The sequence below is a fragment of the Huaxiibacter chinensis genome, assembly GCF_022171985.1.
Classification (GTDB): Bacteria; Pseudomonadota; Gammaproteobacteria; order Enterobacterales; family Enterobacteriaceae; genus Enterobacter; species Enterobacter chinensis_A.
Genome location: NZ_JAJVHF010000002.1, coordinates 15302 through 41460, shown reverse-complemented (window position 1 = coordinate 41460; position 26159 = coordinate 15302). Strand labels below are relative to the sequence as shown.

General features: G+C 54.3%; 24 protein-coding genes. 7 read left to right on the top strand and 17 right to left on the bottom strand.

What is annotated here, in order from left to right; translation table 11 throughout:
- Positions 1 to 25: 25 nt before the first annotated feature.
- Positions 26 to 1285, bottom strand: coding sequence for a conjugal transfer protein TraF (locus LZP96_RS06010; protein WP_374230093.1), 1260 nt, complete (start codon positions 1283 to 1285; stop codon positions 26 to 28).
- 223 nt (positions 1286 to 1508) lie between these two features.
- The gene (locus LZP96_RS06005; protein ID WP_258925739.1) at positions 1509 to 1997 is read right to left on the bottom strand and encodes a cupin domain-containing protein; all 489 of its coding nucleotides are present in this window, start codon (positions 1995 to 1997) and stop codon (positions 1509 to 1511) included.
- A 117-nt stretch (positions 1998 to 2114) separates the two neighbouring features.
- Here LZP96_RS06005 and zur point away from each other — a divergent pair, with 117 nt between their 5' ends.
- Entirely contained in the window at positions 2115 to 2630 is a 516-nt protein-coding gene (gene zur, locus LZP96_RS06000) for a zinc uptake transcriptional repressor Zur (RefSeq protein WP_064324435.1), read from the top strand.
- A 76-nt stretch (positions 2631 to 2706) separates the two neighbouring features.
- On the opposite strand, the gene LZP96_RS05995 is transcribed toward zur, so the two are convergent.
- The 4 genes from LZP96_RS05995 to LZP96_RS05980 form a co-directional block, all read right to left on the bottom strand.
- Entirely contained in the window at positions 2707 to 2916 is a 210-nt protein-coding gene (locus tag LZP96_RS05995) for a CsbD family protein (RefSeq protein WP_064324434.1), read from the bottom strand.
- 145 nt (positions 2917 to 3061) lie between these two features.
- Positions 3062 to 4381 carry an MATE family efflux transporter DinF gene (dinF, locus tag LZP96_RS05990; protein WP_064324433.1) on the bottom strand — a complete coding sequence of 440 codons (1320 nt, stop codon included), beginning with the start codon at positions 4379 to 4381 and terminating at the stop codon, positions 3062 to 3064.
- A 67-nt stretch (positions 4382 to 4448) separates the two neighbouring features.
- A complete protein-coding gene (gene lexA / locus LZP96_RS05985) occupies positions 4449 to 5057 on the bottom strand; it encodes a transcriptional repressor LexA (RefSeq protein ID WP_064324432.1) in 609 nt (202 codons plus the stop codon).
- Between the two features lie 108 nt (positions 5058 to 5165).
- Positions 5166 to 5534, bottom strand: coding sequence for a diacylglycerol kinase (locus LZP96_RS05980; protein ID WP_064324431.1), 369 nt, complete (start codon positions 5532 to 5534; stop codon positions 5166 to 5168).
- Between the two features lie 155 nt (positions 5535 to 5689).
- Here LZP96_RS05980 and plsB point away from each other — a divergent pair, with 155 nt between their 5' ends.
- Positions 5690 to 8110 (top strand): glycerol-3-phosphate 1-O-acyltransferase PlsB, encoded by a 2421-nt coding sequence (plsB, locus tag LZP96_RS05975; RefSeq protein WP_064324430.1) that lies wholly within the window; start codon positions 5690 to 5692, stop codon positions 8108 to 8110.
- A gap of 101 nt (positions 8111 to 8211) precedes the next feature.
- On the opposite strand, the gene ubiA is transcribed toward plsB, so the two are convergent.
- The 5 genes from ubiA to malK all read right to left on the bottom strand — a co-directional run bounded on the left by ubiA (position 8212) and on the right by malK (position 13370).
- Positions 8212 to 9081, bottom strand: a complete 870-nt coding sequence (gene ubiA / locus LZP96_RS05970; protein ID WP_064324429.1) for a 4-hydroxybenzoate octaprenyltransferase — start codon at positions 9079 to 9081, stop codon at positions 8212 to 8214.
- On the bottom strand, positions 9066 to 9593 hold the full coding sequence (gene ubiC, locus LZP96_RS05965) for a chorismate lyase (RefSeq protein ID WP_064324428.1): 528 nt from the start codon (positions 9591 to 9593) through the stop codon (positions 9066 to 9068). Before ubiC ends, ubiA begins: the two co-directional genes overlap by 16 nt.
- Positions 9594 to 9774: 181 nt before the next feature.
- Positions 9775 to 10722 carry a maltose operon protein MalM gene (gene malM, locus LZP96_RS05960; RefSeq protein WP_064324427.1) on the bottom strand — a complete coding sequence of 316 codons (948 nt, stop codon included), beginning with the start codon at positions 10720 to 10722 and terminating at the stop codon, positions 9775 to 9777.
- A 114-nt stretch (positions 10723 to 10836) separates the two neighbouring features.
- On the bottom strand, positions 10837 to 12189 hold the full coding sequence (locus tag LZP96_RS05955) for a maltoporin (RefSeq protein ID WP_064328049.1): 1353 nt from the start codon (positions 12187 to 12189) through the stop codon (positions 10837 to 10839).
- A 71-nt stretch (positions 12190 to 12260) separates the two neighbouring features.
- Positions 12261 to 13370 carry a maltose/maltodextrin ABC transporter ATP-binding protein MalK gene (gene malK / locus LZP96_RS05950; RefSeq protein ID WP_064324426.1) on the bottom strand — a complete coding sequence of 370 codons (1110 nt, stop codon included), beginning with the start codon at positions 13368 to 13370 and terminating at the stop codon, positions 12261 to 12263.
- A gap of 371 nt (positions 13371 to 13741) precedes the next feature.
- Between malK and malE the strand changes: the two genes are divergently transcribed.
- From malE to malG, 3 genes are all read left to right on the top strand, one after another.
- Positions 13742 to 14932, top strand: coding sequence for a maltose/maltodextrin ABC transporter substrate-binding protein MalE (gene malE, locus LZP96_RS05945; RefSeq protein ID WP_064324425.1), 1191 nt, complete (start codon positions 13742 to 13744; stop codon positions 14930 to 14932).
- 64 nt (positions 14933 to 14996) lie between these two features.
- Positions 14997 to 16541 (top strand): maltose ABC transporter permease MalF, encoded by a 1545-nt coding sequence (gene malF, locus LZP96_RS05940; RefSeq protein ID WP_064324424.1) that lies wholly within the window; start codon positions 14997 to 14999, stop codon positions 16539 to 16541.
- Between the two features lie 14 nt (positions 16542 to 16555).
- Complete coding sequence (gene malG, locus LZP96_RS05935) at positions 16556 to 17446, top strand: maltose ABC transporter permease MalG (protein WP_064324423.1); 891 nt, start codon at positions 16556 to 16558, stop codon at positions 17444 to 17446.
- An 88-nt stretch (positions 17447 to 17534) separates the two neighbouring features.
- Here the strand turns inward: malG and psiE are convergent, their stop codons facing one another.
- Positions 17535 to 17945, bottom strand: coding sequence for a phosphate-starvation-inducible protein PsiE (gene psiE, locus LZP96_RS05930; RefSeq protein ID WP_064324422.1), 411 nt, complete (start codon positions 17943 to 17945; stop codon positions 17535 to 17537).
- 172 nt (positions 17946 to 18117) lie between these two features.
- On the opposite strand from psiE, the gene LZP96_RS05925 reads away from it, so the two are divergent.
- The gene (locus tag LZP96_RS05925) at positions 18118 to 18573 is read left to right on the top strand and encodes an acyltransferase (RefSeq protein ID WP_064324421.1); all 456 of its coding nucleotides are present in this window, start codon (positions 18118 to 18120) and stop codon (positions 18571 to 18573) included.
- A gap of 38 nt (positions 18574 to 18611) precedes the next feature.
- On the opposite strand, the gene LZP96_RS05920 is transcribed toward LZP96_RS05925, so the two are convergent.
- The 5 genes from LZP96_RS05920 to pgi all read right to left on the bottom strand — a co-directional run bounded on the left by LZP96_RS05920 (position 18612) and on the right by pgi (position 24398).
- Positions 18612 to 20708 carry a YjbH domain-containing protein gene (locus tag LZP96_RS05920; RefSeq protein WP_064324420.1) on the bottom strand — a complete coding sequence of 699 codons (2097 nt, stop codon included), beginning with the start codon at positions 20706 to 20708 and terminating at the stop codon, positions 18612 to 18614.
- Complete coding sequence (locus LZP96_RS05915; RefSeq protein WP_064324419.1) at positions 20708 to 21445, bottom strand: capsule biosynthesis GfcC family protein; 738 nt, start codon at positions 21443 to 21445, stop codon at positions 20708 to 20710. The genes LZP96_RS05920 and LZP96_RS05915 overlap by 1 nt, the downstream gene beginning before the upstream one ends.
- A complete protein-coding gene (locus tag LZP96_RS05910) occupies positions 21445 to 22080 on the bottom strand; it encodes a YjbF family lipoprotein (RefSeq protein WP_064324418.1) in 636 nt (211 codons plus the stop codon). Before LZP96_RS05910 ends, LZP96_RS05915 begins: the two co-directional genes overlap by 1 nt.
- Before the next feature lie 63 nt (positions 22081 to 22143).
- A complete protein-coding gene (gene yjbE, locus LZP96_RS05905; protein ID WP_064324417.1) occupies positions 22144 to 22386 on the bottom strand; it encodes an exopolysaccharide production protein YjbE in 243 nt (80 codons plus the stop codon).
- Between the two features lie 362 nt (positions 22387 to 22748).
- On the bottom strand, positions 22749 to 24398 hold the full coding sequence (gene pgi, locus LZP96_RS05900; RefSeq protein WP_258925738.1) for a glucose-6-phosphate isomerase: 1650 nt from the start codon (positions 24396 to 24398) through the stop codon (positions 22749 to 22751).
- Positions 24399 to 24773: 375 nt separating this feature from the next.
- Here pgi and lysC point away from each other — a divergent pair, with 375 nt between their 5' ends.
- Positions 24774 to 26123, top strand: coding sequence for a lysine-sensitive aspartokinase 3 (lysC, locus tag LZP96_RS05895; RefSeq protein ID WP_064324415.1), 1350 nt, complete (start codon positions 24774 to 24776; stop codon positions 26121 to 26123).
- The last annotated feature ends 36 nt before the right edge of the window (positions 26124 to 26159 follow it).

Here is a 26159-nt window from a genome sequence, read left to right as displayed (position 1 = left end):
GGAGGCGCATGGCCTCCGGTTTTGCTTAGAAGGTGACGCTTAACTGTGCGCCCGCCCCCCAGGTTTCGTCCTCGCCATACAGGCCCATCAGGTCGACATGCACGGTATTAAAGGGTGCAAAACCGACACCGCCGGTGAAGACGTTGCTGTCATTCCCCTTCACATCAGCACGATAACCGGCGCGAACGGCCAGCCAGCTGAGCGGTGTGACCTCGGCGCCCACGCCAACGTACTGGGAGGTATCTTCGCTTTTGAATCCTTTGGTTTCCGTCAGATCGCCATCCGCCGTCAGGGTGACAAGATCGTTATGCCAGGCCGCCCCGGCGGTCACCAGAGGGCGAATCTGGTATGTATCTTTATAGCTCACCACCTCACCGGTTCGACCGTTGCGGATACGGACATCTTTGGTGTCGATATCACGCGACATCAGGTTCTGCCCGCTCACGCCAACGGTCCAGTGCTCCCCGAAGTCTGCGGCAATACCCGCATCCACGTTAAAGCCGGTGTCGTCGGTACGGTAACGGCTGTCGTTCCATTTATTGCTGTCGTAGTCATAAATAGACGTGGTGTAGTTATAGACCCAGGTTTTTTGCAGTTTTGGTGTTACACCGACCGAGACCGGGACGCCACCCAGCTCAAACTGACGAGCCACAGCAATACCATAGTCAGACACAATTGCCGCGCGGCCAGACGCCGTGGAGTTGAGGTTTTTGGTAATCTGGTCGGTTCCGTTGATCGCCGCATCCAGCGCGACGCCCGCTGCGACCACGTCGCTTCGCTGGATGCCGCGAAGATAGTCGATATCCCGCTGATCGATAGACGAGCTCACGCGCCCGTGCGCATAGCCTTTAGCCATGAAAGCGACGGAGAGCACATCATTAGGAATCGAGACGGCAAGACCAGCGCCTGCTGTCGCACGTGCGGTTTTTCCTTTCAGGAAATCCAGCTCATCGGCCAGATCCTTTGCCGCGCCCTGAAACTGATTGATCGATCCTAAAGGATTGGTAATGATTTGGCCGGGCGTGAGGTTATCAATCACGTCCTGATAGCGATTGATTTTATCGTTGATCTTATCGATTTCATCCTGAAGATTGTCTTTATCCGTAATTTGCGCGCCGACGGCAGGCAGAATGACGGTCACATCGTCGTCAGGTTTCGCCTTCGCCAGCAATGCGGGGTTAATTAACGCCCCACTGCCGTAGCTGCCTGACGCCACACCCGTGCCGCCCATTGCATCACTACGCGATTCCGTCCAGGTATTGGCTGCTCCCGCCTGATTTGCCATAAACAGAGAGACAGCAATGCTAACCACCGAAAATTTAAAATGTTTTTTCACAGTATTCTCATCTTATAGTCTGTTATTAAATATCCCCCTGTCAGTTATCACCCAAACAGGAGCGAACTATTGCTGTGAATAAGTACAAAAAGACCTGCTATTTCCCTAAGTTAAATCTTCCGGTTGGCCTGTTGTATTCTGTGATGGCCCTCAATATTTATAGAAGAGGATGTTATTTTCGCCCAGGTTTTCCATCGTGCGGGCCAAAAAATTGCGGCGGATGATCCACCCAGCGGTCCTGACGACTGGCGGCGTACGCCGGGTTGAGCGGGTAGTAGATGCGGTTCTGTTTCTTGTTGGCCTCCCCCACTACCAGCAAGCGCACCTCTTCGTCGGTATTATTAATAAAGGTGTGACACAGCCCGGTCCCGGCCGGAAAGCCCACGCTGTCGCCCGGTTCCAGTTTCCATAAATAGCCGTTAATCCACGCCTCCGGATACCCTTCTAACACGTAGATGAACTCTTCTTCGTCACTTTCCGCATGGGGATACGAGGTGCGCCGCCCTGGCGGCAGCCGTTCATGATGGATACCGAGACGCCCGAGCCCCAGCCTGCGAGCTAACGGCGCGCCGATGGAAAAAAGTTCGTCGCTGTCTGGATAGGTTGAATCATCCGCGCCCTCGACATCGCGCCAGTGTTTTATGCATTCAGGTCTTTTCATGATGTTATTGCCCATAAGTGCGTTGCGTCATGTATAGCACATGGCGTCGGATCTCGGCGTTTTTAGCAGAACATGATAAAGTGGGGGCTTACAGCCAATTATTATTCGAGGTGCTTAATGGATAAGACCACTACGCAGGAGCTTCTCGCGCAAGCTGAAAAGCTCTGTGCGCAACGCAATGTGCGCCTGACTCCGCAGCGCCTTGAAGTTCTGCGTCTGATGAGCCTGCAACAAAATGCCATCAGCGCCTATGACCTGCTCGATCTCCTGCGCGAGAGCGAGCCTCAGGCTAAACCCCCCACGGTGTATCGGGCGCTGGATTTTCTGCTTGAGCAGGGTTTTGTTCACAAGGTGGAATCAACGAACAGCTATGTGCTGTGCCATCTTTTTGATCAGCCTACGCACACGTCCGCCATGTTTATTTGCGATCGCTGTGGTTCGGTGAAGGAGAAAGGGGCTGAGGGAGTAGAAGATATTCTTCACACGCTGGCAGCCAAAATGGGCTTTGCTCTTCGCCATAATGTGATTGAAGCGCATGGCTTGTGTTCCAACTGTGTGGAAGTGGAAGCGTGTTCTCATCAGGGAGAGTGTCAGCACGATCACTCAATTCTGGTAAAGAAAAAACCGCGCTAAAAAAATGGGCGGCTTATCGCCGCCCTCTTAGCTGTACGTCCTTGTACGTTGGGTAGTCATGTCGGGAAAATATCGCTTACCAGCGATAGTCGTTACGCGTTTCCCATTCGCCGACTTCTTTCTCGGCCTGATCTTTCTGGTATCCGTAACGTTCCTGAATTTTACCGACCAGCTGATCGCGTTTCCCTTCGATGACCGTCATGTCATCGTCAGTCAGCTTACCCCACTGTTCTTTCGCTTTACCTTTGAACTGCTTCCAGTTACCGCCGACTTCGTCTTTATTCATAATCATATCCTCATCGTTCAGGTATCACGTAAATTCGTCTCGTCCGTAACGTTCATTTCATGCTGGACGTGATAATAATTGTAGATGAGGATCGGGAACCTGTTTCGTTATTCAGAATCTTTAACCATTTGCGCAAACGAGACCGCTACGTAAACCAGGTGTTATTTCGCCAGTGACGACGCCAGACCAGCGCCAGCGACAGCCCGCGTAAAGCAAGAAATACGGCCAGAGCCAGCCATAAGCCATGGTTGCCCAGATAAGGAAGCGTAAGCAACGTTAGCGCAAAGCCCGCCGCCGCAACCGCCATGCTGTTGCGCATTTCCGCCCCGCGCGTTGCGCCAATAAACATGCCATCCAGAAGGTAACACCAGACTCCGACAACCGGCAGGACAATCTGCCAGCCGATGTAGTGGCTTGCCAGTGCGCGCAGCTCTGGTAGAGAGGTGAGCATCGCGACAATGTTGCTGCCAAACAGGGCGTAGATCAGCGCAAATGCCAGCGCGACCAGGCCGGACTGGCGACAGGCTGCGTGCCAGACGTCCTGCAGCTGCCCCGCCTGATTTGCGCCATACGCCTGGCCGGAGTGGGCCTCAACGGCATAGGCAAAACCATCCAGCGCGTAGGCGGTAAAGGTTAACAGCGTCATCAACACCGCGTTCACGGCCACGATTTCAGGGCCTAAGCGTGCCCCGAAAACGGTCAATGCGCCAAAACAGAGTTGCAGCAGCAGAGAGCGCAGCATAATGTCGCGATTCAGCGCCAGCAGCTTGCGAACCTGCCCACGCCAGGCGTTTTTCAGGACAGTGACGGTTATCCCACGCATGACCAGCACACGTTTCACCATCCACAACCCTAAGAAAAAGGTGCCGTATTCTGCCACGACCGTTGCCAGCGCGGCGCCCTGCACGTTCATGTGCAGCCCCATCACCAGCCACAGATCGAGGACGATATTCAGAAGATTGCCGACAACCAGCAGAATCACCGGTGCGCGGGCGTACTGAACGCCCAATAGCCAGCCTAACAGGACAAGGTTTGCCAGAGAGGCGGGGGCGCTCAGCCAACGGATGTCCAGAAAGCGGCGGGCCTGTTCGAGCACCGCGTCGCTGCCTCCAACGATATGCAAAGCCAGATTAATCAGCGGGGCGCGCAGCAGCACAATCAATAGCCCGGCACCCAGCGCTAAAATCAGGGGTTGCACCAGCGCACGCGCCAGACGTAAAGGATCTTTCGCGCCAAAAGCCTGTGCCGTAAGCCCCGTCGTGCTCATGCGCAAGAAGAGCAGCAGCATAAAAAGGAAGCTGGTTGCCGTTGCGCCAATCGCTACGCCACCGAGATAAATGGGGGAATCAAGATGGCCAATGACAGCCGTATCCACCAGCCCTAACAGAGGGACGGTAATATTGGAGAAAATCATTGGGAGAGCAAGACGCCACAATGCCTTGTCTGAAGGTGTCAGCAGAGACATGAGAAATGTCCGGAGCAGAAATAAAGAGAGTCAGGTTGCGGACGTACCGCAACCTGTCAGGAAGAGATTACAGCCATTCACCGTTGCGAATGACGCCCACGGCCAGCCCTTCAATGGAGAAGCTCTGTTCGCGCAGGTCGACTACAATCGGTGAAAATTCGCTATTTTCCGGAAGCAGCTGTACAGAGTTACCCTGTTTTTTCAGGCGCTTGACCGTCACTTCATCGTCAATACGCGCAACCACAACCTGTCCGTTATGAACATCCTGAGTTTTATGCACGGCCAGCAAATCGCCGTCCAGAATTCCGATGTCTTTCATGGACATACCGCTAACGCGCAGTAAGAAATCAGCGCTGGGTTTGAACATGCCAGGGTCAACCTGATAATGCCCTTCAATATGCTGTTGTGCCAGCAGGGGTTCACCTGCCGCAACACGCCCTATCAGCGGGATCCCCGTCTCTTCTTCAACGAGAAGACGAATACCACGCGACGCCCCAGACACGATTTCAATCGCGCCTTTACGCGCCAGGGCCTTAAGATGTTCTTCAGCCGCATTTGGAGAACGGAAGCCCAGTCGCTGTGCGATTTCCGCACGCGTAGGTGGCATACCCGTCTGGCCGATGTGATCCCTAATGAGATCAAACACCTCTTGCTGCCTGGTCGTTAACGCTTTCATTCCGCCCCCTGGGTGTATATACAGTTATGCTGTGAGTATATACAGTTAAAGGCGAATTTGGAATCAAAAAGTGCACAAAAAACCAGGGACTTAATTATTTCTCGAGGCTTATCGGAAATGTGACCAAAGAAGCGTGCCCCAGGTGATAACCGCAGTAATAATGGCCAGAAGCACAGCGGCGGAGCCCATATCTTTTGCGCGACCGGACAACTCGTGAAAATCGGAACCAATCCGGTCGACCACCGCTTCGATAGCGCTATTAAGAATTTCCACTATCATCACCAAAAGTACAGAACCAATCAGCAGAACGCGGGTAATGGCGTCAACATCAAGGAAACAGGCGATAATCACTGCCACGATGGCCGCTACCCCTTCCTGACGGAAAGCAGCTTCATTGATCCATGCCGCACGGAAACCTTTCCATGAATAACCGGCAGCTTTGATGATTCGGGTTAACCCAGTGGTATTATTGGCCATTAAAAGAACCTTTTCTTAGATTTAGCGTCAGTAACTATAGCGGCGGCGCGTTTCGCCGCCGTCTGAAGTATGACGGGTAACAACAGAAATGTTGCGCGCTTTCTGTTATCCTTTGCGCCGCAATTGCATTATTAACCAGAGGCTTTACATCCTTTATGTCTGGCTGGCCACGAATTTACTACAAATTACTTAATTTACCATTAAGCGTTCTGGTAAAAAGTAAGTCTATCCCGGCGGAACCCGCGCTGGAATTGGGGCTGGATACGTCACGCCCCATTATGTACGTTTTGCCTTACAACTCGAAGGCAGACCTGTTAACGCTCCGCGCCCAGTGCCTGGCGCATGACCTGCCCGATCCGATGGAACCGCTGGAGATCGACGGTGCGCTGTTACCGCGCTACGTCTTCATCCACGGTGGGCCACGCGTGTTCACCTATTACACGCCAAAAGAAGAGTCCGTCAAACTGTTCCACGACTATCTGGACCTGCATCGCAGCAATCCCGATCTCGATGTGCAGATGGTGCCTGTGTCGGTGATGTTTGGCCGTCGCCCGGGCCGTCAAAAAGGTGAGGAAAACCCACCGCTGCGCATGCTTAACGGGGTCCAGAAGTTCTTTGCTGTCTCCTGGCTCGGCCGCGACAGCTTTGTACGCTTCTCGCCTTCTGTCTCTTTACGCCGAATGGCTGACGAGCACGGAACAGACAAGATCATTGCGCAAAAACTGGCGCGCGTCGCTCGCATGCACTTTGCCCGTCAGCGGCTGGCTGCCGTTGGGCCAAGCCTGCCCGCGCGACAGGATCTGTTTAACAAACTGCTGGCGTCAAAAGCGATTGCCCGCGCCGTGGAAGACGAAGCGCGCAGCAAGAAAATTTCCCATGAGAAAGCGCAGCAAAACGCCATCGCGTTGATGGAAGAGATTGCGGCGAATTTCTCCTACGAAATGATTCGCCTGTCAGACCGTATCCTGAGCTTTACCTGGAACCGTCTTTATCAGGGGATCAACGTCAATAACGCCGAGCGGGTACGTCAGCTTGCGCACGACGGTCACGAGATTGTTTATGTGCCCTGCCACCGCAGCCACATGGACTATCTGCTGCTCTCCTACGTTCTTTATCACCAGGGGCTGGTGCCTCCGCACATTGCGGCAGGGATTAACCTGAACTTCTGGCCAGCTGGCCCGATCTTCCGCCGTCTGGGTGCGTTCTTTATCCGTCGTACCTTCAAGGGTAATAAGCTCTACTCCACCGTATTCCGCGAATATCTGGGCGAGTTGTTCAGCCGCGGTTATTCCGTGGAATATTTCGTCGAAGGCGGACGCTCGCGTACGGGCCGTCTGCTCGATCCGAAGACCGGCACGCTGTCGATGACCATTCAGGCCATGCTTCGTGGCGGTACGCGTCCCATTACGCTGGTGCCCATTTATATTGGCTACGAGCACGTGATGGAAGTAGGCACATACGCCAAAGAACTCCGCGGCGCGACCAAAGAGAAAGAGAGCCTGCCTCAGATGCTGAAAGGTTTGAGCAAGTTGCGCAATCTCGGTCAGGGCTACGTGAACTTTGGTGAGCCGATGCAGCTCATGACCTACCTGAACAATCATGTTCCGGAGTGGCGTGAGTCTATCGATCCAATCGAAGCCGTTCGTCCCGCCTGGCTAACACCGACGGTAAACGGTATTGCGGCTGAGCTGATGGTGCGAATCAACAACGCAGGGGCGGCTAACGCCATGAACCTGTGCTGTACGGCGCTGCTGGCCTCCCGTCAGCGTTCGCTAACGCGTGAACAGCTGACCGAGCAGATCGACTGCTATCTCGATATCATGCGCAACGTGCCCTATGCCAACGATTCAACGGTACCGTCCACCACGGCAAGCGGCCTGATCGATCATGCGTTGCAGATGAACAAGTTTGAAGTCGAGAAGGACACCATCGGCGACATCATCATCCTGCCGCGTGAGCAGGCCGTGTTGATGACCTACTATCGTAACAACATCGCTCATATGCTGATGCTGCCTTCTTTAATGGCGGCAATTATTACCCAGCATCGTCGTATTTCCCGTCAGGAACTGCTGCGCCACGTTGAGACACTCTATCCGATGTTGAAAACGGAGCTGTTCCTGCGCTGGAATCAGGTTGAGCTGGCCGCTGAGCTGGATAAACTGACGCAAGAGCTGCTGCGCCAGGGCCTGATTAGCGTTAAAGAAGACGAACTGCATATCAACCCGGCCCGCTCCCGCACCCTGCAGCTGCTGGCCGCGGGGGCGCGTGAAACGCTGCAGCGCTACGCCATTACCTTCTGGCTGCTGAGTGCGAATCCGTCCATTAACCGTGGCACCCTGGAAAAAGAGAGCCGCACGCTGGCGCAACGTCTTTCCGTGCTGCACGGTATCAATGCGCCGGAATTCTTCGATAAGGCGGTGTTTAGCTCGCTGGTGTCAACGTTGCGTGATGAAGGCTATATCAGTGATACAGGGGATGCCGAACCTGGGGAAACCATGAAGGTTTACCAGATGCTGGCGGAGCTGATTACCTCTGATGTACGTCTCACGATTGAGAGCGCGACGCAGGGCGAGTGATATTTGCAGCGCCCACCTTAACCATCGGTAAAAGGTGAATACAGTAAAACGGCAGCCTGAACCTCAGGCTGCCGTTTTTTTATGAGCGTACCACCTCGCTGTTATGAGAAGTAGCTCACCGCCAGCCCTAAAAACAACACCAGGCCCACGTAGTTATTATTCAGAAAGGCTTTGAAGCAGGCTTCGCGTTCACGATTCGCAATCAACGTCTGCTGGTACACAAAGAGTAATCCCGCCACCAGCACCGATGCGTAAAACGCCCAGTCGAGACCGTTCAGGCGGCCAATCACAATCATCAGCGCCAGTACGGCAACCTGTAATATCCCGATGATCAGCTTGTCATGGCGACCAAACAAAATGGCCGTAGATTTGATGCCGATTTTCAGGTCATCGTCACGATCAACCATGGCATATTGGGTATCGTAAGCGACCGCCCACAGAATGTTTGCCAGGAACATGAGCCAGCAGCTAAGCGGTACAGACTCGCTGACGGCGGCAAACGCCATCGGAATTGACCAGCCGAATGCAGCCCCCAGTACCACCTGCGGCAGATGGGTATAACGCTTCATAAACGGATAAACCCACGCCAGCGCCAGCGCTGCGACGGAGAGCAGGATGGTCATGGTATTGAGCGTTAACACCAGCAGGAAAGAGAGCAATACCAACACGATAAACAAGTTGCGCGCTTCTTTTTCGGTGACTTGTCCGCTTGGCAGGGGACGGTTGGCGGTACGTTTTACATGCCCGTCGAATTTCCGGTCCGCGTAATCATTGACCACGCAGCCTGCCGCGCGCATCAGCCAGACACCCGCCACAAAAACCGCCAGGATCCACAGCGGGGGTAAACCGGGGGTCGCAACCCACAGCGCCCACAGCGTCGGCCACAGCAACAACAGCGCACCGATAGGTTTATCCGTGCGCATAAGCCGATGAAAGGCCAGTAATTTAGTCTGCGTCAGACTCCACTCCATTTCTTGTTTTCCTCCCAGTACAACGGCGATGCAGGCAAAAACAGCTCCGTCAGCATTAACGGTTTTCCGCTTAAGCGAAGGCGGGAACGACGCCCCCACAGATCGGCATCGCGGCCAATCTCAATAAAATCGCGGGTGAGTTCAGATGATGTAAAAAGATAGCGTCCCAGCGGCGTTTTGCCCAACTGTTGCAGCGCGAGTTCGGGGCCAGTGAGCGTCGATTCAGGCACCACGGTGCGTCCTGCAAGCCAGGGCTCGCCGTCGGCGCAAAGCAGGATTTCACGCAGCCAGTAGCGATCTTCCTTTGGCAGTAGCGGCAGTTCGCTGGCAATGGCTTCAGATCCGACGAAACCTTCCTGAATGAGGGTCACCGTAACGTTAACGCCCTGACGCTCAAAACGTTTGGTCATGGAATCTTCCAGTAGCAACCAGTCGAGCTGCTCCGGGTCAAGCGCAGGTATTTGGTCAAAATAGCGCAGCGCACGCAATTGCGTTAGCGCGGGGTGTGACATGCCAGACTCTCCAGTACATAACGTAACGTCATTGTATCGCAGAAAGTAAGAATGGGGGCGGGCAAAGATGGTTTAGCGAACATTATCGCAACAGGGATGCAACACCGCGAAGCGCGCCAAAAAAAGTGCGCCTGAACAGGCGCACTAAACTACTGACAAAATCAGCACTGTGGGGAGACGGTCACCCCTTGCCTTTTACACTGCTGATAAAGGTGGAACGGGCAGTGGTCGAACCTAAGCGTTCGGCTTCATCAAGCAATTTCAACGCTTTGTCGACATCACCGCGTGCGACGGCCTGCTTGATGGCATTGTTAAAGTAAGTTTCGGTGTCGTTCAGCACAGGCTCAGCTTTCTTCGCAGGGGCTGGAGCGGCGGAAGAAGCAACCGGCGCGGCAGCGGGTGCTGCATAAACAGGTGCGGCGGTGTTACCCACGGTCACCGGACCCGGTCCTGAAGAGCCGAACAGCGGGCCAACCAGGACGCTGGAAGCGCTGTTGGTGGACACTTTGAGCTTGAGCAGGCCATCGGTTGTGTGGCGGGCAATTGGGTCCGGGATATCCGGTACGGAGTTTCCTGTACCTTTCGCATAAGCTTTCGCGGGATCAACAAGCGTTGTGGTCTTTTGTAAGTCTTTTTCGGTGGTAAATACCAGCACATAGATTTTTTGTTGCCCTAACGCAGGCGTCAGGCGTATAACGCCCTGCAAGCGGTCGGCGCTCATGACACCCGGTTCCTGATAGGTAAAGTATTCACTCGGGAAGAAAGCCGAGGGCGCCATGTTTTGATCCAGAATGAGCACGTTCGGTGCATAAACGCTGGTCTGCTGGTTTACTTCGCTGGAGAGCGTCAGGGTGAGCTCACCAATATTGGCGGGGACGCTATAAGCGGCTACCGGGCCAGTGATGCCAGCCACATTCAGCTGTTGCCCACCGGTTGAAAGCTGGGTGGCCTGGGTTTTCGATTGATCAACTGGTGTCCACGTCAGTTGCTGCAGTGCTGCAGCAGGAACAGTAGGTGCAGCCGTTGTGTTTTGAGGGACGAAATTCACCTCTGCTAACGTTATCGCTGGCACGCTGGCCAGCAGCCCCGCAGAGAGGCACAGCGCGACGAGACTTTTATTCATTTTCATTATTGTTACCTCTGAAAGCAGCGAGCACCACGGTGGCCAGGCAATAGCGCGCAGCGCCCTAAGGAGAGAGGGGCTTGCGCCCCTCTTTTAGGTCATTACGTCAGATCTGACGACTTACCACCAGATTTCCATCTGAGCACCGAAGCTCCACTCGTCGTTGTCACCGCGGCCAAGGCCTGCGGTCTGCATACCGAAGTTGGAGTTGTAATCAGAGCTGGTAGAAATCGGGCTACCCGCTTTGTCATAGCCCCATTTCTCATCCCACTTCGCATAGGTAGCGAAGACGCGGATAGCCGGACGAGACCAGATGCTGTCGCCTGCCTGCCACTGTTGCGCCAGGGTGATTTTGTACTGGTTGTTGGTTTCGTCAGTTTTTTGCGATTTGACGTTGTCGTAACCCACTTCCAGCAGGGTGCTCATGATAGGCGTCCATTTAAACATTGGACGCACACCGACGGTCCACCACTTAGTCCCGTTGTTATTATCCCAGTCGATATCCTGATACATACCGACGTACATCAGATCCCAGCGGTCAGCCAGTGAAATTGCGCCGTGGTCGAGGATGCGCAGCAGGCTACCGTTGTTGTTGACGCCATAACCATACAGTTTGCCGTCGGTATCATCATTACCAAGGCCAATTCCTGCACCCTGAGCCAGACCTTTGCCTTGAGAAGTCAAAGAGTCAGTCGCGTACTGAACGACGAACTTGTTATAGCCTTTCAACATGCTCTGGGTATGTTCTGCAGTGAACATCCAGCCGTCTTTCGATGCTTTCGGCTGCAGGTAGTAGTCGTCGTTTACGTTCGTGTGGCCATAGTCAACACCCAGTTCCAGCATGCCGCCTGGGTTAATTTCCATCTGAGCCAGACGTACGTCGAACACGTCGTTCGCAGTATCGGTGGTGAAGTCACGGATATTGTTGCTTGCAAAGGTCGAAGAACCGCCCGCTTCGGTGGAACGGGTTGCTGCCAGAGACAGTTTACCGAAGCCCAGGTCGATATTTTCCAGACCCGCACCAGGACCAGAAATATCCCAGTAGTAGAAGTCGATCATATGAACATCATGACGCTGATAGAAGCGCTTACCAGCCCACATGGTGGCGCCTGGCAGCCATTCGATCAGGTTTTTACCCTGCACGTTAGCTTCACGGAAAGCCGGGTCGGTGGCTTCCCAGTCATTCTGCTGTGCCACAGAGTAAGCAACGTTAGTGTCGAAATAGAAGCTCTTATCGCCTTCTTTCCACACTTCCTGGCCCAGTTTCAATTCCGCATAGGTTTCACATTCGTTACCCAGACGGTATTTACTTTGAGCACCGGTTGCCTGAAAACACTGCTGAGCACCGCCACTCCCGGTCCAGCCAATGCCGGAACGAGCATAACCTTTAAAGTCTACAGCACCCGCCTGGGCAGACAGGATGCCTGCCGTAATGGCGATTGCCAGAGGGACTTTGCGCAGAGTAATCATTATTCTATCTCCTGAGATCATTGCTTTTCTTTGAACACTTCACCTGTCGGTTTCGTGTCTTCTTTTGGGATTGCTTAAACGCCAGGCTCTTTGTGCAGCCGACGACATGCGGTGCCATCCTCGCGGAACAGATGGCAACGCTCTGGCGGCAAGCCGATAGCGAATGTGGCACCCTCTTCTACCAACACCACGTCGTTCTGGCGGTAAACCAGGTTCTGACGGATGGCGGGGATCTGGATATGAATCTGTGTTTCGTGACCAAGTTGCTCGACGACCTGAACTTCGCCTTCCAGGGTCACATCTGCGATGTGGCTCGGCAGTAAATGCTCAGGACGGATACCCAGGGACATATTCGCCCCGACCTGTACGTTGGTGCTCTCCACCGGCAGCCAGACTTGCTGACGGTTCGGTAACTCCACCTGTACCTGTTCTATCGCTGTCGCCGTCACTTTTACCGGCAGGAAGTTCATCTTTGGCGAGCCAATAAAGCCCGCAACAAAGCGGTCAGCCGGGTAGTGATAAAGCTCAAGCGGTTTACCCACCTGCGCCACGCGACCGGCGTCCAGCACCACAATCTTGTCGGCCAGCGTCATCGCTTCGACCTGATCGTGGGTGACGTAGATCATCGTGCGCCCAAGGCGTTTGTGCAGACGGGAGATTTCGATACGCATCTGGACACGCAGTGCCGCATCCAGGTTAGAAAGCGGTTCATCGAGCAGGAACACGCGCGGCTCAGCCACCAGCGTACGGCCAATCGCGACGCGCTGACGCTGACCGCCGGAGAGCGCTTTTGGCTTACGTTCCAGCAAATGGGCAAGCTGTAACACTTCGGCGACCTGGTTAACGCGCTGGCCGATCACCTCTTTTTTGGCGCCAGCCAGCTTCAGGCCGAAGGACATGTTCTCCGCAACGGACAGGTGGGGATAGAGGGCATAGGACTGGAATACCATGCCGACACCACGCTCGGCGGGAGGGATATCGTTCATGCGGGTTTCACCAATGAACAAATCGCCACTGGTGATCGTTTCGAGACCGGCAATCATACGCAGCAGAGTCGATTTACCACAGCCTGACGGACCGACAAACACCACGAATTCACCCTCGTGGATGTCCAGATCGATGTCTTTAGACACCACTACGTCGCCCCAGGCTTTCGTTACATTACGCAGCTGTACGCTCGCCATGCCCTTCTCCCTTCGTTACAACCTGTCACCGACAGACACATTCAAGATAAGTTCACTATGGGGGATCCATTACTTCCGTGAATCCTCCACCCCCACTGTTTTTTATGGGGGAGGAGACGGGAGGATGAGAGAGAAGGCTCTGCCCCCGCTGCGGGCGGGCTCAGACGAAAATCGTGACGCCACCTGCAAAATTCACTGCGCTTTTATGTGCGCCAGGACTCATAACTTAAATTTATGCGACAGAGATCACGCAACGCGGGGGTGGGGCGTAGGGCCTGGGAGGATGGAAAGATGATGTCAAATAAGGAAACTGAGCCACGTTGAACCACTGAAGTCATACCACGAGCACATCACCAAAAAGGATGGCAGATATGAAGATCAAGACTGGCGCACGCGTTTTCGCATTGTCCGCCCTGGCAGCAATGATGATTTCCGCACCGGCTCTCGCCAAAATTGAAGAAGGTAAGCTGGTTATCTGGATTAACGGCGACAAAGGCTATAACGGCCTGGCCGAAGTGGGTAAAAAATTCGAGAAAGACACCGGTATCAAAGTCACCGTTGAACACCCTGACAAACTGGAAGAGAAATTCCCGCAGGTTGCTGCAACGGGCGACGGCCCAGACATTATCTTCTGGGCGCATGACCGTTTCGGCGGCTATGCACAATCTGGCCTGCTGGCAGAAGTCTCCCCTGATAAAGCGTTCCAGGACAAGTTGTTCCCGTTCACCTGGGATGCAGTGCGCTATAACGGCAAGCTGATCGCCTACCCAATTTCGGTTGAAGCCCTGTCTCTGATTTATAACAAAGACCTGGTCCCTAACCCGCCGAAAACCTGGGAAGAGATCCCGGCGCTGGATAAAGAGCTGAAGGCAAAAGGTAAGAGTGCCCTGATGTTCAACCTCCAGGAACCGTACTTCACCTGGCCGCTGATTGCAGCGGACGGCGGTTACGCGTTCAAATTCGAAAACGGCAAATATGACGTGAAAGATGTGGGCGTGGACAGCGCAGGTGCGAAAGCGGGCCTGACCTTCCTGGTTGATCTCATCAAAAACAAACACATGAACGCGGATACCGACTACTCCATCGCAGAAGCGGCGTTCAACAAAGGCGAAACCGCGATGACCATTAACGGTCCGTGGGCCTGGACCAACATCGACAAGAGCAAAATCAACTACGGCGTTACCCTGCTGCCAACCTTCAAAGGCAAGCCGTCTAAACCGTTCGTTGGCGTGCTGAGCGCGGGGATTAACGCGGCCAGCCCGAACAAAGAGCTGGCGAAAGAGTTCCTGGAAAACTACCTGCTGACCGATCAGGGTCTGGAGGAAGTGAACAAGGATAAACCGCTGGGTGCCGTGGCGCTGAAGTCCTTCCAGGATACCCTGGCGAAAGACCCACGCATTGCTGCCACCATGGATAACGCCCAGAAAGGCGAAATCATGCCGAACATCCCGCAGATGGCGGCGTTCTGGTATGCCACTCGTACCGCCGTCATCAACGCGGCAAGCGGTCGTCAGACCGTTGATGCTGCACTGAAAGACGCACAGGGTCGTATTACTAAGTAAGACCGCAGTTCCCTCTCCCTATGGGAGAGGGAGAAAAGATCAAACGCAGTAGAGGAAGAACCCCATGGATGTCATTAAAAAGAAACACTGGTGGCAAAGCGACACGCTGAAATGGTCAGTGATTGGTTTGCTTGGCTTACTGGTGGGTTACCTTGTTGTTTTAATGTACGTACAAGGGGAGTACCTGTTCGCCATCATGACGCTGATTTTAAGCTCAGTTGGCCTGTATATTTTTGCCAATCGTAAAGCCTACGCGTGGCGCTATGTTTATCCCGGCGTGGCGGGGATGGGGTTGTTTGTTCTTTTCCCCCTGATTTGTACCATTGCCATTGCGTTTACCAACTACAGCAGTACCAACCAGCTCGCCCAGGAACGCGCCCAACAGGTGCTGATGGACCGTTCGTATCAGGCGGGAAAGACCTTCAACTTTGGCTTATACCCTGACGGTGACGAGTGGACACTGGCGCTGACTGACGGGGAAAGCGGAAAACATTATCTCTCCGACGCCTTCAAATTTGGCGGTGAGCAGAAGCTGAAGCTGAAAGAGGCCGACGCGCTGCCGGAAGGCGATCGCGCCAACCTGCGCATCATCACTCAGAATCGCCAGGCCTTAACCCAGCTGACCGCCGTACTGCCAGATGACAGCAAGGTCATTATGAGCTCGCTGCGTCAGTTCTCCGGTACCCGCCCGCTGTATACGCTGGCGGATGACGGTACGCTGACCAACAATCAAAGCGGCGTGAAGTACCGCCCGAACAATGACATTGGCTTCTACCAGTCCATCAATGCCGACGGAAACTGGGGCGATGACAAGCTCAGCCCGGGTTATACCGTGACGATTGGCTGGGATAACTTCACCCGTGTGTTTACCGATGAAGGCATCCAGAAACCTTTCTTCGCTATCTTTGTCTGGACGGTCGTGTTCTCTGTCTTAACCGTCATCCTGACCGTTGCCGTGGGTATGGTACTGGCATGCGTGGTGCAGTGGGAATCGCTTAAAGGCAAAGCCATTTACCGCGTGCTGCTGATACTGCCTTATGCGGTGCCGTCGTTTATCTCGATTCTGATCTTCAAAGGGCTGTTTAACCAGAGCTTTGGCGAGATCAACATGATGCTTGGCGCGCTGTTTGGTATCAAGCCCGCCTGGTTCAGCGACCCGACCACCGCCCGCAGCATGATTATTATCGTTAACACCTGGCTCGGCTATCCATACATGATGATCCTGTGCATGGGCCTGCTGAAAGCGATTCCGGACGATCTGTACGAAGCCTCGGCGATGGATGGCGCAGGCCCGTTCCAGAACTTCTTTAAGATTACGTTCCCGCTGCTGATCAAGCCGCTGACGCCGCTGATGATTGCCAGCTTCGCCTTTAACTTTAACAACTTTGTGTTAATTCAGCTTCTGACCAACGGCAGCCCGGACCGCCTGGGGACCACTACGCCCGCCGGATATACCGACCTGTTAGTGAGCTACACCTACCGTATCGCCTTTGAGGGCGGCGGCGGGCAGGACTTCGGCCTGGCAGCCGCCATCGCCACGCTGATCTTCCTGCTGGTAGGCGCGCTGGCCATTGTGAACCTGAAAGCCACACGCATGAAATTCGACTAAGGAGGGCATTGAACATGGCTATGGTCCAACCCAAATCTCAAAAACTGCGCCTCCTCGCGACGCACCTGGGGCTGCTTATTTTTATCGCCGCCATCATGTTCCCGCTGCTGATGGTTATCGCTATCTCCCTGCGCGAAGGTAACTTTGCCACCGGGAGCCTGATCCCGGATCAGATCTCCTGGGAGCACTGGCGCCTGGCATTAGGTTTTAGCGTGGAGCACGCGGATGGTCGCGTAACCCCGCCGCCGTTCCCGGTCCTGTTGTGGCTGTGGAACTCGATTAAGGTGGCCGGCATTACCGCGATCGGGATTGTCGCGCTCTCCACGACCTGTGCTTACGCCTTTGCCCGCATGCGCTTCCCGGGTAAAGCGACCCTGTTGAAAGGGATGCTGATTTTCCAGATGTTCCCGGCGGTGCTGTCGCTGGTGGCGTTGTATGCCTTGTTTGACCGCTTAGGCCAGTACATTCCGTTTATCGGCCTGAACACCCATGGCGGCGTGATCTTTGCCTATCTGGGCGGTATCGCGTTGCACGTCTGGACCATCAAAGGGTATTTCGAAACCATCGACGGTTCGCTGGAAGAGGCCGCTGCGCTGGATGGCGCGACGCCATGGCAAGCGTTCCGTCTGGTGCTGCTGCCGCTGTCCGTGCCGATTCTGGCGGTGGTGTTTATTCTGTCGTTCATCGCGGCCATCACCGAAGTGCCGGTGGCCTCTTTGCTGCTGCGTGATGTGAATAGCTACACGCTGGCGGTGGGGATGCAGCAGTATCTCAACCCGCAAAACTACCTGTGGGGCGACTTTGCCGCGGCGGCTGTGCTCTCCGCTATCCCGATTACCGTGGTGTTCCTGCTGGCCCAGCGCTGGCTGGTCAACGGCCTGACGGCGGGCGGTGTGAAAGGTTAAGTTTCATTGTTCTATGCCACTGTTATCCTCAACTTGTATTAACCCTTTACTGTGACTGTTGTTTGGCGCTCTTCGGAGCGCCATTTTTTTATTCACGTTTCAGTCGCTGCGAGTTACACAGCCACAGGGTGACCACCAAAATCAGGATCGCCGCCGAGTAGATCAGCACGTCCATGGGAGAGGTGTGATCGATAATGATCAGCCGGACAATGGCCGTGATCCCGATATAGACAAAGTAGCGCAGTGGGAAGTGAAAACCCGACTGAAAGTACTTCACAATCAGGGCAATAAATTCAAAGTAAAGGAAGTAAACCACCAGCCCTTCCACCAGCTCATATTTGCTGGTTCTCTCAGGGGCAAACAGTACATCGGCCAGATGTATCGTCTCTTTTCCAAGAAAGACGATCAGTATCAGGCCAAGACTCAACAGGCCCAGACTCAAAATGGTCTGGAGGATGGTGGCGATAAATTCAACACGCGGACGCGTCAGGGATGACATAAAGCACCTCAATCTCAGATCAAGGCTCCTGTATAACGCAAAAATGTGACGGAGATCTATATTTTTTAATGATGTTATCTTACGCGCTGTGGCATGTTGCCTGTGGTTCGCTTTTATCAGCAACGTAAATCCGTACAGTGCACATCATGTTAAAACCTGTCTGAGGAGACCCATGTCAGAACAGCGTCAGGCGGCCATTCGCAACGTGAGCTGCGGTGAAAATGTCGTCATATATGAACCCGCCAATCTTTATGATTGTGCGTTGGGTGATAACGTTTTCGTCGGCCCGTTTGTGGAGATTCAGGCTAACACTTGCATCGGGGCCGACAGCAAAATTCAGTCCCATACCTTTATCTGCGAATACGTCACCGTCGGCGATCGCTGTTTCATCGGCCATGGGGTGATGTTCGCCAACGATATGTTCCGCGACGGTAAACCCAATGCCGACCGGCGCAGTTGGGGACATATTCACGTGGGGAATGATGTGTCGATAGGCAGCGGGGCCACCATTCTGGCTGTCTCGATTTGCGACGGGGCGGTGATTGGGGCGGGAAGCGTAGTGACAAAGTCGATCACCGAGAAAGGTGTTTACGCGGGCAATCCGGCGAGACTGTTGCGGCGTTTGTAAGGTGCCCGGCAGGGTTAACGCTACCGGGCACTCCCGCATCATCTGAAGTTAATATTCCTGTCGCTGGTCATATCGTACAGCTGGAACTTACGACCCAGTTGCTGACCACCGTCACGCGTCAACGGCGTCCAGCCTATTGCCGCACGGCTGCGGCTTGGGCCTGATGAGAAGAGATCCAGCGGAATCGAGACGTACACGCCTTTGGTGAAGTCCCCTTCCCCGTACTCGTCCGGCGAGACGTTGGTGATGGTGGCGTAACCGCCCACCACGACGCCGCTGTCGAAGTGTTTAGAGATATCCAGCGTGCCGCCCTTATCCCCTGCCAGATACTGACCGACGCTCGCTTTCACCAGCACATCCTGGGCAAACGACGGCGTCCAGTAGGCGGTCAAATGGCCCGTTTTGACGCTGTAATCGGTAAACTTCATCATGTCCTGAGCGCTGCGCCAGTCACGCTGTTTCACGTAGTTGGCATCGATCCCAAACGCCCAGTTGCTGTCCACCGGACGGTAGAGCACCTCGGCACCCGCACCGCCGTACATGGTTTCCAGATAACCGCCGTACACCTGGCCGTAGAATCCATTACCGAAATACTGGAAGTAGTTAGCCTGCAGGTTATTAACGTAGGCATTATTTTGAACATATTCACGCACGCGGGTTCGCACGCGCGGCAGCGTAGAGTCCTTCGGTGGATTGGTGTAGTTAAATTTGTCGTAGTTATTCGCCAGGTTACCGAACAGACTGCCGGTGGTCAGCAGGTGGTCGGTCACCCACCAGTCCGCCGTGGCCATCACGCCCAACTGGTACATATAGAAGTTTTCAGGGCCGCCAACGGACTGGTTGAGCACCGGATCGATGTGGAAATCAAAGCGCGATTTGTCGATATACCAGCCCTGCTCGGTGGATGGAGGCACCACCGGTTCTACGCGTTTTTGCACCAGTTCCGTTTCGTGACCCAGAGGTTCGCCTTCCAGATGGCGCTTAAGGCTTTCAACGTCCGTTTCGGTGGTCACCTGCGGCATATTCAGACGGTTTTCCGTCACGCGGATCGTGCGGATCCCCTCCGGCAGATCGTTCATGACGATCCGATTTGCCCGCTCGATCCCTTCGCGTGAATCACGGTATTTCACCTGTTCGCCGGTGACATACAGCGTATCCCCTTTGGTCTGAATGACAGGATCGGCAAGGCCCGCGTTGTACTTCAGCAAGGTCAACTGATTTGCCACAACCGAGTGCTGGATAATGGCATCCTGCGGCTGTGGCTGATATTTCGGACGTGCGTTATCGTTATACGACGGCCGCATATCATTAAAGTTAGTGCGCAGCGTGACACCAAACATGACGGTGTTTCCGCGCTCATAGCTGAGGTTAACGTCGGCCCAATCGGCCACGCGATAAATCGCGCCGACGTTAAACTTACTCTTCTGCTCTATTTTTCCGGCAAAGTCTTCGGTGTAGTTATTCCCTTCGTATTCCAGCTTCAGACGCAGCGGTTGCCACGGCGTCTGGTATTCCACCCCGCCAAAAAGCGAGGCCGGGCCGTGGAACATCTGATCGCCGTTTACCGAACCGGCTTTCTTATAGCTGTTGTCGCGGTAACAGTATTTATCGCTGTAAGAACAGAACGGGTTTTTCACGTTGCCGCTGGTCCCCAGGTAGCCCCAGCCCAGACCCAGTGAGAAGTCGAAAGGCCCCCAGGCTTTGCTCGCCACGACGTATTCCGCATCAAAAAGACCCGTACCGCCGATATCCCGCGCACCGACAGAGACCTGAGGCATCCAGTAGCTCTCTTCCCACAGGCGTAGCTTCACGTCGAAGGCTTTATCTTTATACGTCTGGTTACCGGAGAATGCATCGACGCTGCTGTACTGCTTTGTTCGCACGTCGGTGTAGCGCAGGGTGGTTTCCAGCCAGGGGAACAGCTGCACCGATGCGGAATAGTAGCGGTACTGATCGTTATCACGATAGTTCAGGCTGATTTCACCCTCACGCGCCATACGCGCCGTGGGGGTCTGGAGCAACCCAACGCCGCCAAAATCAGACTGGGATGGACCTATCGGTGCGGGATATGTTTCGGCGTGACACGCTGCACTCACGCACAGCGCCAGCATGCTGTAGAGATAAGTTCTTTTCATTAATCCGGTATCCGCTGCGTCAAAGAGCGAAGGATGTCGGCATTCAGTCCGTCATAGGCCTTCGTCCAGAAATGGTCGGCAAAACCGACAAAAATGAGGCTGCCTGGCATTGGCTCGATATGGCGCTTATTCCAGTAAGCCACCGGGGCTTTTTGCGTTCGCCCGTCAGGATAGATAACCCATGCGTAGCTTTTTTCTGCCCCCGCCAGCAGGCTTTGTTCATCGAGATAGCTCGCCAGATCGCGCCCTGGCGTGAACGGTTTTTTACCCGGCGCGCTAACCAGACCCATCACTGTCACGGTGTCAGGCTGACGCGGAACCCACAGGGAATACTCGCCTTCCAGCGTGGGATTGCCGGTATCCGTCACCCGGACAACATCCGGATCGAGGTTAATATGCTGACGTCCCGTAACTTTTATCGCCTGCAGCTGCTGGCGTAATGCATTGATCGCCGCGGCGGTGTCTCCGTCTTCTTGCCCTGCCAGTCCGGTTAACCGGGCAAGCAAGGCCAGATGTTTTTGTTCTGCCAGCACCGTCGCCTGGCGCTCGCTAATCACCGCCCCCGGCCACCAGCTGTTTGCCAGCCGGGGCTGACCGACCAGATCGATCAGGTGTTCCGCGTTGGATAATGTTTTTGGCTCTTTGCTTTCCGGGGAGTACACCTTAACCGTGCCTGCCGACCACGCCAGCGGTGCGGCAAGGCTCATCGCCAGCGCAAGGGATGAGATGAATTTCATTATTTCGCCGCCTTGATCAGAGTCGCTTTCACCGGGAAGAAGTTTGCGCCAAGGTACTGTAAGGACTGGCGAATATTCCCTTCATCATCGATCCAGAAACGGTTATGCCAGCGGGCCTGGTCGGTGGTGACCTCTTCATCCAGCACGCGGACCGGTGTCTCATCGCTGCCGACGGTAACGCTGTCTGTTCCGTCCCAGCGAAAGACGGAACGGGCAGTGGCGTAGCGAACCTGCTTGTGTTCGGTCCAGCCCATCGTGCGCGTCCAGCTTGCGCCATCGATAATCTGATTCGGTTTGATCAGCGGATCGGCCGCCAGGTTATTCACCTCAAGCAGGTTATCCCCGCCCAGCAAGGTTTTAACGATGCGTCCATGCTGTGTCACGAGCGTGGCCTGATCCTGCGTCACCCATTTCTGCTGCCCGTTTTCCGCGAAAGCGAGCACCACAAACAGCTGTGGCCCATTGTTGAGCTGCATATACTGGCTGGCGTACGGCATATTCTGGATATCGTCATCGGTGAGTTGAACACCGGGTGTTCCAAATACGCTGTCCCACAGTGAGTTGCCCAGCCCTTTGGTCGTGGCTGAACATGCCTGTAAAAGCAAGCAAATCAAAATAAGTGCGGGTCGCTTCACGACTCTTCTCCGAAGGGGCGAAATAACCACACCGAAGTGTGGTTATGATTAAAACACCCGGTATTACTGGGTGCTGGTCGTCGTGGTGGTCGTGGTTCCGGTATTGGAGCCATCACCGCCACCGGTTGCCGCGAGAGCAACACCTACGGCTGAGCCTACGGTGCTCGTCGCGGTCGCGGTTGAACTTCCCGCTGACGCAGACGTCGCCGCCGAGCCTGCTGCTTCACCGACCTGAACCGGAGCTGCATAGACAGACGACGCCGCAAGCGCAGATATGGCAAAAATGCCATACAGTACTTTTTTCATAACAATTTCCCTTCAATGAATGAATGGAGATTTGCCCAAAAGAAATTCAGGCGGATTCGAGTATACACAACTAAAGCAGACGGATTGCCGTATCAGGAAATAGCAGAAGGGTTTTCAGATAAATGGATATCAGAGAATTGGAGATCGATAAAATTTAATTAAAAGACGTTTTATTTCATTGATTTAAAATATAACCCGCAAGCCACACTCTGCGTATAATCCTAAAAATACACCCAGTGATTAACGGGGCAATCGCTTTTTTCAGATAAAACTCATAATAGAAATCTGCGCTAAATAACAGACATCAGGAATTATCCGATAAAAAAAGCCGGCACAGTGCCGGCTTTTTTATGACGTTATTATTACGCGCGCCAGGCTTTATAACGGTTAATCAGACCGTTGGTTGAGCTGTCGTGGCTGTCGATATTTTTTTCGTCACCCAGCTCCGGCAAAATGCGGTTTGCCAGCTGTTTACCCAACTCAACGCCCCACTGGTCAAAGGTGAAGATGTTCAGGATTGCGCCCTGGGTGAAGATTTTATGCTCATACAGCGCAATCAAGGCACCCAGACTAAACGGCGTGATTTCACGCAGCAGAATGGAGTTGGTTGGGCGGTTGCCTTCGAACACTTTGAACGGCACGACGTAGTCCAGCGTCGCCGGATCTTTACCCTGATCGCGATACTCTTGCTCAACCACGTCGCGCGCTTTCCCGAAGGCCAGCGCTTCCGTCTGCGCGAAGAAGTTAGAGAGCAGCTTCTGATGGTGGTCAGACAGCGCGTTATGGGTGATGGCCGGGGCGATGAAATCGCACGGTACCATTTTGGTCCCCTGGTGAATCAGCTGGTAGAACGCATGCTGGCCGTTAGTGCCCGGCTCGCCCCAGATGATTGGGCCAGTCTGGTAATCCACCGCGTTGCCGTTACGGTCAACGTATTTGCCGTTGGATTCCATGTTGCCCTGCTGGAAGTACGCCGCAAAGCGGTGCATGTACTGGTCGTACGGCAGAATCGCTTCGGTTTCTGCGCCGAAGAAGTTGTTGTACCAGATGCCGATCAGCGCCAGCAGTACAGGCAGGTTTTTCTCAGGGGCGGTGGTGGAGAAGTGTTTGTCCATCGCGTGCGCGCCGGAAAGCAACTCGACAAAGTTGTCGTAGCCAACGGACAGGATGATAGACAGACCAATCGCAGACCACAGAGAGTAACGCCCCCCTACCCAGTCCCAGAACTCAAACATGTTCGCGGTGTCGATACCAAACTCGCCAACCGCTTTACCGTTAGTGGACAGCGCCGCGAAGTGTTTCGCCACGTGCTTGTTGTCACCCGCGGTTTTCAGGAACCAGTCGCGCGCGCTGTGGGCGTTGGTCATGGTTTCCTGCGTGGTGAAGGTTTTCGACGCCACCAGGAACAGCGTGGTTTCCGGATTCACTTTTTTCAGCACTTCTGCGATGTGGGTTCCATCGACGTTAGAGACAAAGTGCATATTCAGGTGATTTTTATACGGGCGCAGCGCTTCGGTCACCATGAAGGGGCCGAGGTCGGAGCCGCCAATACCGATATTCACCACATCCGTAATCGCTTTACCGGTGTAGCCTTTCCAGCTACCGGAGATAATGGCTTCAGAGAAGGTTTTCATCTTCTGGAGCACGGCGTTCACTTCCGGCATCACATCTTTGCCGTCAACGATAATCGGCGTATTGCTACGGTTACGCAGGGCCACGTGCAGCACGGCGCGATCTTCGGTGCGGTTAATTTTCTCACCGGAGAACATGGATTTGATAGCGCCCGCCAGATCGGTCTCTTTGGCCAGATCCTGCAGCAGTGCCAGCGTCTCTTCGGTGATGCGGTTTTTAGAGAAATCCACCAGCATCTGATCGTCGAAGGTGGCAGAGAATTTGCTGAAGCGATCGCCCTCTTTCGCGAACAGATCCGCGATAGTGACGTCTTTCATTGCATCAAAATGTTTCTGTAGTGCCTGCCAGGCAGAAGTCTGCGTTGGGTTGATGTTTTTCATTAGCAATACTCTTTTGATTTGAGAATGTTGACTGCGGTCGATTGTAGCGCCTGCAAATAAAAATTGTGATGGTTTTTATGCCATTGCCCTGGCATGCATCAAACACAGGTGAAAAGACCCGAAAAGTATAGCTGCTGGCGCGCGCAGAAGGAGTGGCGAAATATGGGTCAAAAGGCGGTGAAAGGGAGCATAAAATATGGCCCTGTTATAAGTCCTGTTACTGAGGGGTACCCCCCCATAAAAAATCCGCATAATCCCAGCATTGACAGGACCTCCCCCGCATTTTATTTATAGGGCCGTATTTTGCGCCTGCACCTGCTCTGGTTTCATTCTTGTGCCAAGGTCGCTTTATTCATTCCCTGACACGAGGATGTTATGACCAGTTTAGTTGTCGCCAAATTTGGCGGTACCAGTGTGGCCGATTATGTCGCCATGAACCGCAGCGCCGATGTGGTGCTGGCCGATCCGAATACCCGCCTGGTGGTACTCTCTGCCTCCGCTGGTGTCACCAATTTACTGGTGGCTTTGGCAGAAGGACTGGAAGCAACTGAGCGCTTCGTCAAGCTTGATGCGTTGCGCAAGATTCAATTCGACATTCTCGAATGCATGCAAAATCCGCAGGTTATTCGTGAAGAAGTGGAACGTCTGCTGGAAAATATCACCACGCTGGCAGAAGCCGCCTCTCTGGCGACCTCTACGGCCTTAACCGACGAACTGGTCAGCCACGGCGAACTGATGTCGACGCTGCTGTTCGTGGAGATCCTGCGCGAACGTAACGTTCAGGCACAGTGGTTTGACGTGCGTAAAGTCATGCGCACCAGCGATCGCTTCGGCCGCGCCGAGCCAGACGTCGAAGTGCTGGCAGAACTCACCAACCAGCAGCTGGCGCCCCGTATGGCCGAAGGCCTGGTGATTACCCAGGGCTTCATCGGCAGCGAAGCGAAAGGGCGTACAACCACCCTCGGTCGTGGTGGCAGCGACTACACCGCAGCCCTGCTGGGTGAAGCGCTGCACGCCTCTCGCGTGGATATCTGGACAGACGTTCCGGGCATTTATACCACCGACCCACGCGTGGTTCCGGCGGCAAAACGTATCGATGAGATTGCCTTTGAAGAGGCGTCTGAAATGGCGACCTTCGGCGCGAAAGTGCTGCACCCCGCCACGCTGCTTCCGGCCGTGCGCAGCGATATCCCCGTCTTTGTTGGCTCCAGTAAAGATCCTAACGCGGGCGGGACACTGGTGTGCAAAAGAACGGAAAACCCACCGTTGTTCCGTGCGCTGGCCCTGCGTCGTAAGCAAACGCTGGTCACCCTGCACAGCCTGAACATGCTGCACTCCCGGGGTTTCCTGGCAGAAGTGTTCGGTATCCTGGCGCGCCATCATATCTCGGTCGATCTGATCACCACGTCCGAAGTCAGCATTGCAATGACGCTGGACACCACCGGCTCCACCTCAACGGGCGATACGCTGTTAACCCAGTCGCTGTTAATTGAGCTGTCTGAGCTGTGCCGCGTGGAGGTGGAAGAAGATCTGGCCCTGGTTGCCATCATCGGAAATAAACTGTCGCGCGCCTGCGGCGTGGGCAAAGAGGTCTTCGGGGTGCTCGACCCGTTCAGCATTCGCATGATTTGCTACGGTGCGTCCAGCTATAACCTCTGCTTCCTGGTCCCTGCTGAGCAGGCCGAGCAGGTCGTGCAGAAACTTCATCAGAATTTGTTTGAATAAAATTCGTTAGCACGTTAAACAATATCGATAAGCCGG

Coding starts and splice junctions, on each gene's coding strand:
- LZP96_RS06010 (WP_374230093.1), bottom strand. CDS start 1,285: ATGGCAAATCAGGCGGGAGCAGCCAATACCTGGACGGAATCGCGTAGT.
- LZP96_RS06005 (WP_258925739.1), bottom strand. CDS start 1,997: ATGAAAAGACCTGAATGCATAAAACACTGGCGCGATGTCGAGGGCGCG.
- zur (WP_064324435.1), top strand. CDS start 2,115: ATGGATAAGACCACTACGCAGGAGCTTCTCGCGCAAGCTGAAAAGCTC.
- LZP96_RS05995 (WP_064324434.1), bottom strand. CDS start 2,916: ATGAATAAAGACGAAGTCGGCGGTAACTGGAAGCAGTTCAAAGGTAAA.
- dinF (WP_064324433.1), bottom strand. CDS start 4,381: ATGTCTCTGCTGACACCTTCAGACAAGGCATTGTGGCGTCTTGCTCTC.
- lexA (WP_064324432.1), bottom strand. CDS start 5,057: ATGAAAGCGTTAACGACCAGGCAGCAAGAGGTGTTTGATCTCATTAGG.
- LZP96_RS05980 (WP_064324431.1), bottom strand. CDS start 5,534: ATGGCCAATAATACCACTGGGTTAACCCGAATCATCAAAGCTGCCGGT.
- plsB (WP_064324430.1), top strand. CDS start 5,690: ATGTCTGGCTGGCCACGAATTTACTACAAATTACTTAATTTACCATTA.
- ubiA (WP_064324429.1), bottom strand. CDS start 9,081: ATGGAGTGGAGTCTGACGCAGACTAAATTACTGGCCTTTCATCGGCTT.
- ubiC (WP_064324428.1), bottom strand. CDS start 9,593: ATGTCACACCCCGCGCTAACGCAATTGCGTGCGCTGCGCTATTTTGAC.
- malM (WP_064324427.1), bottom strand. CDS start 10,722: ATGAAAATGAATAAAAGTCTCGTCGCGCTGTGCCTCTCTGCGGGGCTG.
- malK (WP_064324426.1), bottom strand. CDS start 13,370: ATGGCGAGCGTACAGCTGCGTAATGTAACGAAAGCCTGGGGCGACGTA.
- malE (WP_064324425.1), top strand. CDS start 13,742: ATGAAGATCAAGACTGGCGCACGCGTTTTCGCATTGTCCGCCCTGGCA.
- malF (WP_064324424.1), top strand. CDS start 14,997: ATGGATGTCATTAAAAAGAAACACTGGTGGCAAAGCGACACGCTGAAA.
- malG (WP_064324423.1), top strand. CDS start 16,556: ATGGCTATGGTCCAACCCAAATCTCAAAAACTGCGCCTCCTCGCGACG.
- psiE (WP_064324422.1), bottom strand. CDS start 17,945: ATGTCATCCCTGACGCGTCCGCGTGTTGAATTTATCGCCACCATCCTC.
- LZP96_RS05925 (WP_064324421.1), top strand. CDS start 18,118: ATGTCAGAACAGCGTCAGGCGGCCATTCGCAACGTGAGCTGCGGTGAA.
- LZP96_RS05920 (WP_064324420.1), bottom strand. CDS start 20,708: ATGAAAAGAACTTATCTCTACAGCATGCTGGCGCTGTGCGTGAGTGCA.
- LZP96_RS05915 (WP_064324419.1), bottom strand. CDS start 21,445: ATGAAATTCATCTCATCCCTTGCGCTGGCGATGAGCCTTGCCGCACCG.
- yjbE (WP_064324417.1), bottom strand. CDS start 22,386: ATGAAAAAAGTACTGTATGGCATTTTTGCCATATCTGCGCTTGCGGCG.
- pgi (WP_258925738.1), bottom strand. CDS start 24,398: ATGAAAAACATCAACCCAACGCAGACTTCTGCCTGGCAGGCACTACAG.
- lysC (WP_064324415.1), top strand. CDS start 24,774: ATGACCAGTTTAGTTGTCGCCAAATTTGGCGGTACCAGTGTGGCCGAT.